Annotated in this window: 15 protein-coding genes; 13 read left to right on the forward strand and 2 right to left on the reverse strand. The window is 53.9% G+C overall.

The genetic code is table 11. The features are described from left to right. Window positions 1-13: 13 nt before the first annotated feature. On the reverse strand, window positions 14-1381 hold the full coding sequence (degQ, locus tag G163CM_RS20435) for a serine endoprotease DegQ (protein WP_015962801.1): 1368 nt from the start codon (window positions 1379-1381) through the stop codon (window positions 14-16). 170 nt (window positions 1382-1551) lie between these two features. Further along, window positions 1552-1950 (reverse strand): Z-ring associated protein ZapG, encoded by a 399-nt coding sequence (gene zapG, locus G163CM_RS20440; protein ID WP_015962802.1) that lies wholly within the window; start codon window positions 1948-1950, stop codon window positions 1552-1554. 196 nt (window positions 1951-2146) lie between these two features. Between zapG and zapE the strand changes: the two genes are divergently transcribed. From zapE to nanR, 13 genes are all read left to right on the forward strand, one after another. Beyond that, window positions 2147-3274: a cell division protein ZapE gene (gene zapE / locus G163CM_RS20445; RefSeq protein WP_231826097.1), complete on the forward strand. Its 1128-nt coding sequence runs from the start codon at window positions 2147-2149 to the stop codon at window positions 3272-3274. A gap of 286 nt (window positions 3275-3560) precedes the next feature. Then, window positions 3561-3989, forward strand: a complete 429-nt coding sequence (gene rplM / locus G163CM_RS20450; RefSeq protein ID WP_015962804.1) for a 50S ribosomal protein L13 — start codon at window positions 3561-3563, stop codon at window positions 3987-3989. Window positions 3990-4004: 15 nt separating this feature from the next. After that, window positions 4005-4397, forward strand: coding sequence for a 30S ribosomal protein S9 (gene rpsI / locus G163CM_RS20455; protein WP_000829815.1), 393 nt, complete (start codon window positions 4005-4007; stop codon window positions 4395-4397). Window positions 4398-4757: 360 nt separating this feature from the next. Then, complete coding sequence (gene sspA, locus G163CM_RS20460; protein ID WP_015962805.1) at window positions 4758-5396, forward strand: stringent starvation protein SspA; 639 nt, start codon at window positions 4758-4760, stop codon at window positions 5394-5396. Window positions 5397-5400: 4 nt separating this feature from the next. Next, a complete protein-coding gene (sspB, locus tag G163CM_RS20465; protein WP_015962806.1) occupies window positions 5401-5892 on the forward strand; it encodes a ClpXP protease specificity-enhancing factor in 492 nt (163 codons plus the stop codon). Window positions 5893-6448: 556 nt separating this feature from the next. Continuing rightward, window positions 6449-7015: a fimbrial protein gene (locus G163CM_RS20470; protein WP_231826098.1), complete on the forward strand. Its 567-nt coding sequence runs from the start codon at window positions 6449-6451 to the stop codon at window positions 7013-7015. Between the two features lie 81 nt (window positions 7016-7096). Further along, complete coding sequence (locus G163CM_RS20475; protein ID WP_231826099.1) at window positions 7097-9742, forward strand: fimbrial biogenesis outer membrane usher protein; 2646 nt, start codon at window positions 7097-7099, stop codon at window positions 9740-9742. Window positions 9743-9761: 19 nt separating this feature from the next. Beyond that, window positions 9762-10505, forward strand: a complete 744-nt coding sequence (locus G163CM_RS20480; RefSeq protein ID WP_231826100.1) for a fimbria/pilus periplasmic chaperone — start codon at window positions 9762-9764, stop codon at window positions 10503-10505. A 15-nt stretch (window positions 10506-10520) separates the two neighbouring features. Next, window positions 10521-11027: a fimbrial protein gene (locus G163CM_RS20485; protein ID WP_000018447.1), complete on the forward strand. Its 507-nt coding sequence runs from the start codon at window positions 10521-10523 to the stop codon at window positions 11025-11027. After that, window positions 11024-11512, forward strand: a complete 489-nt coding sequence (locus G163CM_RS20490; RefSeq protein WP_231826101.1) for a fimbrial protein — start codon at window positions 11024-11026, stop codon at window positions 11510-11512. Before G163CM_RS20485 ends, G163CM_RS20490 begins: the two co-directional genes overlap by 4 nt. Continuing rightward, entirely contained in the window at window positions 11509-12048 is a 540-nt protein-coding gene (locus G163CM_RS20495) for a fimbrial protein (protein WP_231826102.1), read from the forward strand. Before G163CM_RS20490 ends, G163CM_RS20495 begins: the two co-directional genes overlap by 4 nt. A 1-nt stretch (window position 12049) precedes the next feature. Beyond that, a complete protein-coding gene (locus G163CM_RS20500; RefSeq protein WP_231826103.1) occupies window positions 12050-12910 on the forward strand; it encodes a StfH/YfcO family fimbrial adhesin in 861 nt (286 codons plus the stop codon). 114 nt (window positions 12911-13024) lie between these two features. Next, window positions 13025-13807, forward strand: coding sequence for a transcriptional regulator NanR (gene nanR / locus G163CM_RS20505; protein WP_231826104.1), 783 nt, complete (start codon window positions 13025-13027; stop codon window positions 13805-13807). Window positions 13808-13893: the final 86 nt, after the last annotated feature.

Raw genomic sequence — 13893 nt, forward strand, 5'->3', positions numbered from 1 at the left:
CAGCGTAAGACGGTTAACGCAGTAAGAGATAAATGCTCTCTTCACCGCGCATCACGTTCAGGGCAATCACCGACGGTTTGGTCTCCAGCACTTTGCGCATATCCGCGATGGACTGCGTGCGCTGGCGGTTAATCCCGATGATGACATCATCTTTATGCAGGCCAACCTGTGCCGCAGCGCTGCCTTTTTCCACGTCGCTGATGACGATGCCTTTGGTACCGTCTTTCAACTGACCGTCGCTTAAGGACGCGCCCTGGAGCTGCGGGGCGATCATTTCCGCGCTGGCGGTCGCCGAGGTGCTTTTATCCAGCGTGACTTCGACTTCCAGCGGTTTGCCATCGCGCAGCAGACCCAGCTTCACTTTTGAGCCGGGTTCGGTGGTGGCAATGCGCGAGCGCAGTTCGGCAAAGCTGCTCAGCGCTTTACCGTTCAGGCTGACAATCACGTCGCCTGATTTTATGCCCGCTTTCGCCGAGCCAGAGTTAGGCAGTACTTCGCTGACAAACGCCCCGCGCTGCACGTTGAGGTTAAACGCTTTGGCGATATCGGCGCTCATTTCCATACCGCGAATACCCAGCAGCCCGCGTTTGATTTCGCCGAACTGAATCAGCTGTTTCGCGAGGATTTGCGCCATATTGCTGGGAATGGCGAAGCCAATCCCGACGCTGCCGCCGCCAGGGGCGAGAATCGCGGTGTTAATGCCGATCAGCTCGCCGTTGAGGTTCAGCAATGCGCCACCGGAGTTGCCACGGTTAATCGAGGCATCGGTCTGAATAAAGTTTTCCAGCCCCTCGAGGTTCAGCCCGCTGCGGCCTAACGCTGATACGATCCCGGAGGTGGCGGTTTGCCCCAGCCCGAAGGGGTTACCCACGGCGACGGCGAAATCGCCGACGCGCAGTTTATCGGAATCGGCAATGGCGATTTGTGTGAGTTTGCTGCCGCCCTGAATTTGCAGCAGGGCGATATCGCTTTGGTCATCGCTGCCAATCAGTTTGGCATCGAACTCGCGGCCATCATTCAGCTGGATGCTGATTTTTTGCGCCTGGCTGATGACGTGGTTGTTGGTTAAGACGTAGCCTTTCGCCGCATCAATAATGACGCCAGAACCCAGACCTTCGAACGGTTGCGCCGGTTCATTGCCGCCTTCTTCACCAAAGAATTTTTTCAGCTCTTCCGGCACGCGCTGACTCGGCGTGGCGGTGCCTTCCACCTGCACGCTCACCACGGCGGGCAAGACTTTTTCCAGCATTGGCGCGAGGCTTGGCAGTGCGCCCTGGCCTGGAACCTGAGTGGGAATCGACGCGCTGGCCACCTGAGGCACGGCAAAGGACAGGCCGACACTTAACGCTAACGCACTCAACAGCAAAGTAGATTTATTCATTGATGCTGGCTCTCCTGACCTGAGGTGTAAGGACATGCTTCCCGAAACAGTCTGATGTTATTGAATTTTTCTCGGGGTAACAATGTGGATATTGACTAAATATAGTCGGGGCAGAGAGAAGTGACGGGCGCAACAGGCGCGCCCGTGAAATAAATTGTTCGCAGAAAGGATTAGTCGCGTTTTGCACCGCTACGCAGCAGGCCGGATGCGCCTTCTGAGTAGTCACGCGGCATCTGTACCGGCGCCTGGTCGTTACCGGCTTCCGATTCAGCCAGACGGTTGCGGAACGGATTAGACTCTGCGCTCATTTCAGGCAGCAGGCTGCTTGAGCTTTTCGCCATGTGCTGATAGAGCTGACGATAGTCGTCCGCCATATTGTTCAGCAATTCCGCACTGCGCGCAAAATGGCTGACTAACTCTTCGCGGTACTCTTCCAGTTCGGCTTTATTTTTTTCCAGCTCGTACTGCAGGGCCTGTTGTTGACGCAATTTGCGATTACCGAAACGCATGGCCACAGCACCGATAATAATGCCGACAACGAGCCCAATTAGCGCATATTCCCAGGTCATGAACATCTCCCATTGTTTTGTGGTTCCGTAGGGTATTGGTTACCAGGCGCTCCTTGCCTGTACCAGATACTGCCACTATAACCGCTTATTCCGCAGAAGTGGAATCCTGGCGTATCATCGCGTAGTGTAGAACGGCACTTTTTTCACCAATCGTGAAGTAAGACATACCGGTTTTCAAAGGAATAACAATTAGATCATGCAAAGCCTGTCCCCCACATCGCGTTATCTTCAGGCCCTCGAAGAGGGCACCCATCAGCCTGATGATGTCCAGCGTGAGGCGGTAAATCGCCTCGATACCATCTACCAGGAACTGCTCGCCAATCGTGCGCAGCCTGCCCAAAGCGGCGGTGGCCTGATGGCAAAATTCGGAAAATTTCTTGGTAAACGCGAGGCGGACACGAACACGCCGGTTCGCGGCTTGTATATGTGGGGCGGAGTAGGCCGGGGGAAAACCTGGTTGATGGACATGTTCTATCACAGCCTGCCGGGCGAACGTAAACAGCGTCTGCACTTTCACCGTTTTATGCTGCGGGTGCATGAAGAGCTGACGCAGCTTCAGGGTCATAGCGACCCGCTGGAAATCGTCGCTGAACGCTTTAAAGCGGAAACGGACGTACTCTGCTTTGATGAGTTTTTTGTCTCAGATATCACCGACGCCATGCTGCTCGGCGGCCTGATGAAAGCGCTGTTCTCGCGTGGGATTACGCTGGTCGCCACCTCGAATATCCCGCCGGATGAGCTTTATCGCAATGGCTTACAGCGCGCGCGCTTCCTGCCGGCCATCGACGCGATTAAAGCCCACTGCGACATCATGAACGTCGATGCGGGTGTCGATTACCGTCTACGCACGTTAACTCAGGCGCATCTGTGGCTTTCGCCGCTAAACGACGAAACCCGCGTCGAGATGGATAAACTTTGGCTGGCGCTGGCGGGCGCAAAGCGTGAGCACGCCCCCGAACTTGAGATTAACCACCGCGCGTTGCCGACGCTGGGCGTGGAGAACCAAACGCTGGCGGTTTCCTTTACCACACTGTGCGTCGATGCGCGCAGCCAGCACGACTACATCGCGCTCTCGTGCCTGTTCCATACGGTGATGCTGTTTGATGTGCCCGTCATGACGCCAATGATGGAAAGCGAAGCGCGCCGCTTTATTGCGCTGGTGGATGAATTCTATGAGCGCCACGTGAAGCTGGTGGTGAGCGCCGAAGTGCCGCTGTACGACATTTATCAGGGCGAACGGCTGAAGTTTGAGTTCCAGCGCTGCCTGTCGCGTTTGCAGGAGATGCAGAGCGAAGAGTATTTGAAACGGCCGCATATGCCGTAAATGCTCCCCTCTCCGCGTGGGAGATGGGCTGGGGGGGAGGGCATCAGGCCGCACCCCCCTATTAAAACCCCCCATCAAAATCACAAATAAGGGTCGATCTTTAACCCCGACTTCTCTATAATCTTGCGACCCCACGTTACAAGAAGGTTTTTTTCCCAAAACTTTCTATGTGCCGGCATAGGCTATTCGAAGGGGTAGGTTTGCTGGACAATGTCGTGTGAACCTCAACTGACAAAACGTTTGGGTGTTCACCAACGTGTAACTTATTTATTTGGGTAAGCTTTTAATGAAAACTTTTACAGCTAAACCAGAAACCGTTCAACGTGACTGGTATGTTGTTGACGCGACCGGTAAAACTCTGGGCCGTCTGGCTACTGAACTGGCTCGTCGCCTGCGCGGTAAGCATAAAGCGGAATACACTCCGCACGTAGATACCGGTGATTACATCATCGTTCTGAACGCTGACAAAGTTGCTGTAACCGGCAACAAGCGTACTGACAAAATGTACTATCACCACACCGGCCACATCGGTGGTATCAAAGAAGCGACCTTTGAAGAGATGATTGCCCGCCGTCCTGAGCGTGTGATTGAAATCGCGGTTAAAGGCATGCTGCCAAAAGGCCCGCTGGGTCGTGCTATGTTCCGTAAACTGAAAGTTTACGCGGGTACCGAGCACAACCACGCGGCACAGCAACCGCAAGTTCTTGACATCTAATCGGGATTATAGGCAATGGCTGAAAATCAATACTACGGCACTGGTCGCCGCAAAAGTTCCGCAGCTCGCGTTTTCATCAAACCGGGCAACGGCAAAATCGTTATCAACCAACGTTCTCTGGAACAGTACTTCGGTCGTGAAACTGCCCGCATGGTAGTTCGTCAGCCGCTGGAACTGGTCGACATGGTTGAGAAACTGGATCTGTACATCACCGTTAAAGGTGGTGGTATCTCTGGTCAGGCTGGTGCGATCCGTCACGGTATCACCCGCGCTCTGATGGAGTATGATGAGTCCCTGCGTGGCGAATTGCGTAAAGCTGGCTTCGTTACCCGTGATGCTCGTCAGGTTGAACGTAAGAAAGTCGGTCTGCGTAAAGCACGTCGTCGTCCTCAGTTCTCCAAACGTTAATTGGTTTCTGCTTCGGCAGACAACAATTTGCGCAAAAACCCGCTTCGGCGGGTTTTTTTATGCCTGAACACTTACGCGATGAACGTATTTGTAGGGTAGGCAGGCGAAGCGCCCCCGCCATAATCGCATTGCCAATGCCAATCTCACGGCTCTTTTTCCGGATTTCCAGAATCCACTCACCACAAGCCGTGCAAAATCTGGTAAACTATTCTCCAATTTTCTGCCCAAATGCGGGTGATTGTTCAATTTTTGTTTGGTTTGCAAGCAGGAATGCCACTCAACGCAGGATGGGGACACACTTCTGGCTAGCCACCGTGTGGCTGGTAGCAGTAAAAATTCTGAATATACCTGGAGGTTTTCATGGCTGTCGCTGCCAACAAACGTTCGGTAATGACGCTGTTTTCTGGTCCTACTGACATTTATAGCCATCAGGTCCGCATCGTGCTGGCTGAAAAAGGTGTCAGCTTTGAGATAGAGCACGTGGAAAAGGACAATCCACCGCAGGATCTGATTGACCTCAACCCGAATCAAAGCGTTCCGACACTGGTAGATCGCGAACTGACTCTGTGGGAATCCCGCATCATTATGGAATACCTGGATGAGCGTTTCCCGCATCCGCCGCTGATGCCGGTTTACCCGGTTGCACGCGGTGAAAGCCGTCTGTACATGCAACGTATCGAGAAAGACTGGTACACGCTGATGAACGTCGTGATGACGGGCTCTGCGGCTCAGGCTGATGCTGCGCGTAAACAGCTGCGCGAAGAGCTGCTGGCGATTGCGCCGGTCTTCACTCAGAAGCCGTACTTCCTGAGCGATGAGTTCAGCCTGGTCGACTGCTACCTGGCGCCGCTGCTGTGGCGTCTGCCGGTTATGGGTATCGAAATGGCTGGTGCGGGTGCGAAAGAGCTGAAAGGCTACATGACCCGCGTCTTCGAACGTGATTCTTTCCTTGCCTCCTTAACGGAAGCCGAGCGCGAAATGCGCCTTGGCCGGGGTTAACTGAATGGATGTGTCACAGCTTTCTCCACGCCGCCCGTATCTGCTTCGTGCATTTTACGAGTGGCTGCTGGACAACCAGCTTACGCCGCATTTGGTCGTTGATGTCATGCAGCCAGGCGTTCAGGTACCAATGGAGTACGCCCGTGACGGCCAGATAGTCCTGAACATCGCGCCACGCGCGGTGGGCAACCTGGAGCTGGCGAACGATGAAGTTCGCTTCAACGCACGCTTCGGCGGTGTTCCACGCAATGTTTCCGTGCCGCTGGCCGCCGTGCTGGCTATCTACGCGCGTGAAAACGGCGCAGGCACCATGTTCGAGCCGGAAACGGCCTACGACGAAGATGCGGAAGGCTATAACGACGACCTCGAAGTCGTTGAAAACGAAACGGTGATGTCGGTCATCGACGGCGATAAGCCGGATCACGACGACGACACCGATCCGGACGATACCCCGCCGCCGCGCGGTGGCCGCCCGGCACTTCGCGTGGTGAAGTAAATATCCCGAAAGGCCCGAAAGGGCCTTTTTTTATGGGTGAGATTGTCCCTGGTCGCCGGCTGAAGTGGCTATGTCAGCAGGGATTGATATCGAAAGAGGGAGGAATTGATATTTGATTAACATGTTCTGGTAATAACGTCTTTTTCAGACCTTATTTAATATTAAATATCAGCTTTCTAATATTATATTTCATGATAATTATTATGCAATATTTTAATTGTCCGGCCTGATGTAATCACTTACAAAAACATACATTATTGTTATAACATGCGTTTTCCTTTATCGTTTGCGTCGCTTTTTTCGGCTAAATCAGCACTATTTGCATAAATGCCACTCATATCATTAAAAATTCTACAATCTGAATTAACTAAAGATAAATTGAGTGTCTGCCCCTTCAGTATCACTATCGCCGCACACCAAAGAATATCATCTTATGCACACTTTTGCGGGAAGCAATGACGCATATTCGATGGTCATCTCTAAGCCGTTCACTTCACTATTAATCTGAGGTTTTCCGGCGATTAAAATTTAATTATTTATGGTTTAAGGACAAATAATGAGTAAGTTTGTTAAAACTGCTATTGCAGCGGTGATGGTAATGGGTGCGTTCGCGTCAACTTCTTCCATCGCTGCCGGTAACAACGGTACCGCGCGTTTCTACGGCACCATCGAAGATTCCCCGTGCTCCATCGTGCCTGACGACCACAAACTGGAAGTTGATATGGGCGATATCGGTTCTGAAACACTAAAAGGCGGCAAATCAACCACGCCGAAAGAGTTCCAGATCCACCTGCAGGACTGCGTGTTTGATACCCAGGCCAAGGCTTCGACCACCTTCACCGGCACCATCTATACTGCGGTATCAAACAGCAACAACTACACCATTTTCAGCACCGAAACCGGTATGCCATTTGAGCATGTCAGCCTGGCGATCGGTGACGAACACGGCACGGCATACAAAAGTGGCATGCCTATTGAGCAACTGCTGACTCTGGATACCGCCACCACGAAAGGTAAACCAAACCAGACGCTGAACTTTAAAGCGTGGCTGGTGGGTGAAAGCGAAATGCCGACCCTGGGTGCATTTGAAGCTAATACCACGTTCCAGATCACCTATCTCTGATGTTTCACCCCATGGCGGCAACGTCATGGGGTTTTTTAATCGATTCTGACGAAATTATAATAATCACGGATGGATACGTGTATGCCAGACCATTCTCTTTTCCGTTTACGGGTGCTTCCCTGGTATATTGCGCTGGCAATATCCGGAAGTTATTCCAGTGCCTGGGCTGATGATGATATTCAGTTTGATTCCCGTTTTCTGGAATTAAAAGGCGACACGAAAATCGATCTGAAACGTTTTTCCAGCCAGGGCTATGTCGAGCCGGGTAAATATAATTTAACGGTTCAGGTAAATAAACAGCCGCTCCCGGATGACCACGATATTTTCTGGTACGCCTCTGAAAAAGAGGCCGGTAAAACCTATGCCTGTCTGACGCCCGCGCTGCTCGCTCAGTTTGGTCTGAAAGAAGATATTGCAAAAAGCCTGCAATGGTCCCGCAACGGTGAATGCCTTGCACCTGGCCAGCTGGAAGGTATTGATATTAAGGCTGATTTAAGCCAGTCCGCGTTATTAATCTCCCTGCCACAGGCCTACCTGGAATACAGCGATATTGACTGGGACCCGCCTTCCCGCTGGGATGATGGTATTCCCGGCCTGATTGCCGACTACAGCATTAACGCCCAGACCCGCCACGATGAACAGAGCGGCGATGACAGTAACGATATCACCGGCAACGGCACGGTCGGGGCGAACCTCGGCCCGTGGCGTCTGCGCGCCGACTGGCAGACGGACTACCAGCATACCCGTAGCGGCGATGACGATGAAGACAGCGACGGTAACAGCACACAAAGAAACTGGGAGTGGAGCCGCTACTACGCCTGGCGCGCCCTGCCGTCACTGAAAGCCAAACTTGCGCTCGGCGAGGATTACCTTAATTCCGATATTTTCGACGGCTTTAACTATGTCGGCGGTAGCGTCAGCACCGACGACCAGATGCTGCCGCCCAATCTGCGCGGCTACGCCCCCGATATTTCCGGGGTGGCGCACACCACGGCAAAAGTGACCGTCAGCCAGATGGGCCGCGTCATTTACGAAACCCAGGTGCCGGCGGGGCCGTTCCGTATTCAGGATTTGGGTGATTCCGTCTCCGGGACCCTGCATGTGCGTATTGAAGAGCAGAACGGGCAGGTGCAGGAATATGATATCAGCACCGCCTCGATGCCGTTCCTGACCCGTCAGGGCCAGGTGCGTTATAAAGTGATGATGGGCCGCCCGCAGGAGTGGGGGCACAATATTGCCGGCGGATTTTTCTCCGGCGGCGAAGCCTCCTGGGGGATTGCCAACGGCTGGTCGCTCTACGGCGGGGCGCTGGCGGATGAAAACTATCAGTCGGCGGCCATTGGCGTCGGGCGTGACCTGTCCATTCTTGGTGCCATGGCCTTTGACGTCACGCACTCACATGTCCGCCTGGATGAGAACACCGCCTACAACAATCGCACGCTGGACGGTAACTCGTTCCGCGTGAGCTATGCCAAAGACTTTGACGAACTGGACAGCCGCGTCACCTTCGCCGGATACCGCTTCTCTGAAAAGAACTTCATGACCATGAGCGAGTATCTGGATGCGAAAGATGCGGACATGGTGCGCTCCGGCAACGATAAAGAGATGTACACGGTGACCTATAACCAGAACTTCCGGGATGCCGCGGTTTCTGTTTATCTTAACTACACCCACCGCACCTACTGGGACCGGCCGGAGCAGACCAACTACAACGTGATGATGTCCCACTATTTCAATATGGGCAGCATCCGCAACATGAGCGTGTCCCTGACCGGCTACCGCTACGAATACGACAAAAGCACCGACAAGGGGATGTATCTCTCGCTGAGTATGCCGTGGGGCGACAGCAGTACCGTCAGCTATAACGGCAACTACGGCAGCGGCTCAGACTCCAGCCAGGTCGGCTATTTCAGCCGTATCGACGATGCCTCGCATTACCAGATTAACGTCGGTACCAGTGAGAACCACGGCAGCGTGGATGGCTACTACAGCCGTGACGGCTCGCTGGCGAAAGTGGATTTAAGCGCCAACTACCATGAAGGCGAATATCAGTCTGCCGGGATTTCACTGCAGGGCGGCGCGACACTGACCGCGCACGGCGGGGCGCTGCACCGCACGCAGAATATGGGCGGCACGCGTCTGCTGATTGACGCCGACGGCGTGTCCGGCGTGCCGGTGGAAGGCAATGGCTCGCCGGTTTACACCAACATGTTTGGTAAGGCGGTCGTGGCGGACGTCAACAACTACTACCGTAACCAGGCCTATATCGACCTGACGAAACTGCCGGAAAACGCCGAAGCCACCCAGTCGGTGGTACAGGCCACGCTGACCGAGGGCGCGATTGGCTACCGTAAATTTGCCGTTATCAGCGGGCAGAAAGCGATGGCGGTACTGCGTCTGAGCGACGGCAGCCATCCGCCGTTCGGTGCGGAAGTGAAAAACAGCGACGAGCAGCAGGTCGGGCTGGTGGACGATGACGGCAACGTCTATCTGGCCGGGGTGAAACCGGGCGAGCGCATGACCGTGTCGTGGAACGGGGAGGCGCACTGCGACATCGCGCTGCCGGACCCGTTACCGGCCGATCTGTTCAACGGCCTGTTGCTGCCCTGCCAGACAAAAGGTGCCGTCGCACCTGCCACCTCGCCGGACGTCAAACCGGTGATTCAGGAACAGACGCAGCGGGTGACGCCAACGGAACCCCCGACTTCAATTTCAGTAAACCAGTAACGTGATTAAGGAATGATCCATGTTTAATCTGACTCATACGGTAAAAACCGTTATCCCTGCGCTGGCGCTGCTGGCCAGTTTCTCCGGCCACGCTTCGGTGACGCCCGACAGGACACGGCTGGTGTTTAACGAAAGCGACAAGTCCATCAGCGTCACGCTGCGCAATAACGATCAGAAACTGCCCTATCTGGCGCAGAGCTGGATAGAGGATGCAAAGGGCAACAAAATCAGCTCGCCGCTGGCGGTGCTGCCGCCGGTGCAGCGCATCGATGCAATGATGAACGGCCAGGTGAAGGTGCAGGGGCTACCGGACATCAACAAGCTGCCTGCCGACCGCGAGACCGTGTTTTACTTTAATGTGCGTGAAATTCCGCCGAAATCGAACAAACCGAACACGCTGCAGATTGCGCTGCAGACGCGCATCAAGCTGTTCTGGCGACCGAAGGCGCTGGAAAACGTCAGCATGAAAAACCCGTGGCAGCACAAGGTGACGCTCACCCGCAACGGCCAGGATTTTACCGTCAATAACCCGACGCCGTACTACGTGATCATCAGCAACGCCAGCGCAAAAAAAGGCGGCAACCCGCCGGCGGGATTCACACCGCTGATGCTGGAGCCGAAAACCTCCGCGCCGCTGAATGCGAAGATGGACAGCGTGCCGGTGCTGACCTACATCAACGACTACGGCGCGCGGATGCCGCTGTACTTCAAATGCACCGGCAACAACTGCCAGGTGGATGAAGAGCAGAGCCGCAAAGGCTGATGCCGGGAGGGACTTATGAGTCACAAGTTTTTAGCGGGCGCGGGGTTGCTGGTGCTGGCCGGATGGGGGGGCAGCGATGTTGCCGTTGCCAGTGACATTAAGCAGGTGGATATGACGCTGCGAATCCTGGTCGATGGCCCGCCGCCGTGCTCCGTGAAGGGAAGCGCGGTTGAGTTTGGCAATGTGGTGATCAACAAGATCGATGGCACCAGTTACCGACAGGATGCGAAATACACCCTCAACTGCGGCAATAAAGTCAGCGATGACTTACAGATGCAGCTTAAAGGCAACACGACTGTTATCAACGGGGAAACGGTTCTCAGCACGGATATCGCAGGTTTAGGGGTGCGGATAGAAAACGCCGCCGATAATTCCCTGTTTGCGGTCGGTGAAAATACCTGGACGCCTTTTAATTTTAATACTCAGCCACAGTTGAAAGCGGTGCCGGTAAAGCAGAGCGGAGTGCAGTTAACGCCATCGGAATTTAACGCCAGTCTGACCATGGTGGTGGATTACCAATGAAAAAACTCACGCTTATTTTACTGTGCGCCTGCTGGGGCAAGGCTCTGGCTGCCGACGAGGACATTACTTTCCATGGTACGCTGGTATCACCACCCGCCTGTAGCATCAGCGGCGGGCAAACCATTGAAGTGGAATTTCGCGATCTCATTATCGACAGCATTGATGGCAATTACGGTCGTAAGGAAGTGGTATACGAACTGAGTTGCGAAACCAATGAGCGCGACCCTGACTGGGAGATGACGCTCACCTGGACGGGTACAGCAACCTCTTACAATGATGCCGCCATTGAGACGGATGTGCCGGGGTTTGGAATTGAGCTTCAGCACGACGGCCAGCGTTTTAAGCTCAATGATTCGATTTCCATTAATGCCACCGATTTTACCCAGAAGCCGAAGCTGGAGGCGGTTCCGGTGAAAGCGGCTGACGCGGTGCTGACCGACACGACTTTTTCTGCTTACGCAACCTTACGGGTGGATTACCAATGAAAACAGCACGCACTTATTTGCCCGGTTACGCGCTGCTGGCCAGCCTGCTGCTGACCGCCAGCACGGGGGCACTGGCGGTAGATAACAACCTGCATTTTTACGGCAACCTGCTGAGTAAATCCTGCACGCTGGTGGTGGATGGCACCAATCTGGCGGAAATCCATTTTCCCACCGTCAGCAACCGGGATTTGATGGTCGCCGGGCAGTCCGCGCACCTGCCGGTTGTGTTTAAGCTGAAAGACTGCAAAGGGCCGGCGGGATACAACGTTAAAGTCACGCTGAGCGGCACCGAAGACAGCGGTCAGCCGGGATTTCTGGCAATCGATGACACCTCGACCGCGCAGGGGGTGGGGATAGGGATGGAAACCCTCGAAGGCAAGCGGGTGGATATTAACAACACCACCGGAGCGACCTTTGCGCTTATCAACGGTAACAATGATATTAATTTCAGGGCCTGGATCCAGGCGAAAAGCGGCCGTGAGGTGACGATCGGTGAGTTTACTGCCAGCCTGACCGCCACGTTTGAGTATATTTAATATGAAGAAAATACATCATTTAGTGTGTTTATTGGTACTGATTTTATGCACCTGCGGGGCACTGGCAGCCCAAAAGATTGCCACATTACATATTCCTGCAGGAGTATCCTCAGGGGCGATGACAGAGTATAGGTTTAATCTTTCGGTGCTTACACCTACATCAGTTGAATATGGTGTTTATGAATCCAAATCACTTGTGGTTACTGATTTACCAATCGTGTCATGGACAGCAGGCCCTACAAGCACCGCCCCTATTTTGAAGATCGAATCATTTGGTGGTCACTTTCCTGAAGCCAGGTGCCCCGGTATAAAAGCATATGACGATCTCTCACCCGTAACGGGGTGGGGATGTAATGATGTGGTCATTGGTGTTTACTACGACGGAGATTTACATGGTTGCCCGTGGATCGTCTCGTCATATGTAATATCAAAAGACCCTTTGGACCAAATGTTTGTTCCCACGCCTTACACTGGCCCAGTAGCAGTGAATTCATCATGTCCAACCGTATCCCTCGCACCTTATGATGTTTCGTGGAATGAAAACTATGTTGTGCATAACAAGGTTGTCAGGTTGCAATCGACGGGCGCAGTGATTGAGCAAACGCTGCCCACTTTCCTGATGGAAAATGGCAAACTGTGTGATGGCAGTAGTTTTGATGAGCGTGGAGCCTACTGCCGTTTTGTCGCACAGCAGATGACCTTCTCGACTTCCGGCTGTGATAATGCCAAAGTGACGGTGACAGCAGAGCAGCAACCGGTCACGTCCAGGCAACTGCATGATATGAAGCTACGCGTGGATACGACGGCACAACAGCCCATAGATTCTACCTGCCGGTTCACTTACATTCTGAATATGTATTAGCGCACATCGTCTCACCAGGCAGGGGCGTTCGCCTCTGCCTGCCACTCCCGCCTCTTTTTTATGATATGATGCAAAAACGCTGATTTTCCCCTTCTTACGGTAAAAACGGTACTTATGAGCGCATTTGATCCTCACTCAGAAGAAACATCCGACCCTATCGGCAATAGCCTGCGCCGTCGCCCGCTGACGCGCAAAAAACTGTCTGAAATGGTGGAAGAAGAGCTGGAACAAATGATCCGCCGTCGTGAGTTTGGCGAAGGGGAACAGTTACCGTCCGAGCGTGAACTGATGGCATTCTTCAACGTTGGCCGCCCCTCGGTGCGAGAAGCGCTGGCCGCGCTGAAACGTAAAGGGCTGGTGCAGATTAACAACGGCGAACGCGCGCGCGTCTCGCGCCCTTCAGCGGACACCATCATTGGCGAACTCTCCGGCATGGCGAAAGATTTCCTCTCGCACCCTGGCGGTATCGCCCACTTCGAACAACTGCGTCTGTTCTTTGAATCAAGCCTGGTGCGCTATGCTGCCGAACACGCCACGGATGAACAAATTGCGCTACTGAGTAAAGCGCTGGAGATCAACAGCCAGGCGCTGGATGACAACGCGCAGTTTATCCGCTCGGACGTCGACTTCCATCGCGTGCTGGCGGAAATTCCCGGCAACCCAATCTTTATGGCGATCCACGTCGCGCTGCTCGACTGGCTGATCGCCGCCCGCCCGAAAGTGGCGGATCAGGAACTTCACGAGCACAATAGCGTGAGCTATCAACAGCATATCGCCATTGTCGATGCCATTCGCGCGCACGATCCAGACGAAGCGGATCGCGCTTTGCAAACCCACCTCAACAGCGTTTCCGCCACCTGGCACGCCTTCGGCAAAGCCAAAAAATCCCGTAAGTGATCCCATCCCGACGATCGAATTAGTGAAGCCGATCGCACAATAAGCTTTCTGTATTACGCTGCTGCAAAAGCAATCTGGTATAACAG

The sequence above is a fragment of the Pseudocitrobacter corydidari genome (genome assembly GCF_021172065.1).
In the GTDB taxonomy this organism is placed as follows: domain Bacteria; phylum Pseudomonadota; class Gammaproteobacteria; order Enterobacterales; family Enterobacteriaceae; genus Pseudocitrobacter; species Pseudocitrobacter corydidari.

Bases quoted from the DNA above. Each gene is read 5' to 3' on its own strand.
- G163CM_RS20495 (WP_231826102.1), top strand. From the start codon at position 11,509: ATGAAAACAGCACGCACTTATTTGCCCGGTTACGCGCTGCTGGCCAGC.
- zapG (WP_015962802.1), bottom strand. From the start codon at position 1,950: ATGACCTGGGAATATGCGCTAATTGGGCTCGTTGTCGGCATTATTATC.
- sspA (WP_015962805.1), top strand. From the start codon at position 4,758: ATGGCTGTCGCTGCCAACAAACGTTCGGTAATGACGCTGTTTTCTGGT.
- nanR (WP_231826104.1), top strand. From the start codon at position 13,025: ATGAGCGCATTTGATCCTCACTCAGAAGAAACATCCGACCCTATCGGC.
- degQ (WP_015962801.1), bottom strand. From the start codon at position 1,381: ATGAATAAATCTACTTTGCTGTTGAGTGCGTTAGCGTTAAGTGTCGGC.
- rplM (WP_015962804.1), top strand. From the start codon at position 3,561: ATGAAAACTTTTACAGCTAAACCAGAAACCGTTCAACGTGACTGGTAT.
- G163CM_RS20500 (WP_231826103.1), top strand. From the start codon at position 12,050: ATGAAGAAAATACATCATTTAGTGTGTTTATTGGTACTGATTTTATGC.
- rpsI (WP_000829815.1), top strand. From the start codon at position 4,005: ATGGCTGAAAATCAATACTACGGCACTGGTCGCCGCAAAAGTTCCGCA.
- G163CM_RS20485 (WP_000018447.1), top strand. From the start codon at position 10,521: ATGAGTCACAAGTTTTTAGCGGGCGCGGGGTTGCTGGTGCTGGCCGGA.
- G163CM_RS20490 (WP_231826101.1), top strand. From the start codon at position 11,024: ATGAAAAAACTCACGCTTATTTTACTGTGCGCCTGCTGGGGCAAGGCT.
- sspB (WP_015962806.1), top strand. From the start codon at position 5,401: ATGGATGTGTCACAGCTTTCTCCACGCCGCCCGTATCTGCTTCGTGCA.
- zapE (WP_231826097.1), top strand. From the start codon at position 2,147: ATGCAAAGCCTGTCCCCCACATCGCGTTATCTTCAGGCCCTCGAAGAG.
- G163CM_RS20470 (WP_231826098.1), top strand. From the start codon at position 6,449: ATGAGTAAGTTTGTTAAAACTGCTATTGCAGCGGTGATGGTAATGGGT.
- G163CM_RS20475 (WP_231826099.1), top strand. From the start codon at position 7,097: ATGCCAGACCATTCTCTTTTCCGTTTACGGGTGCTTCCCTGGTATATT.
- G163CM_RS20480 (WP_231826100.1), top strand. From the start codon at position 9,762: ATGTTTAATCTGACTCATACGGTAAAAACCGTTATCCCTGCGCTGGCG.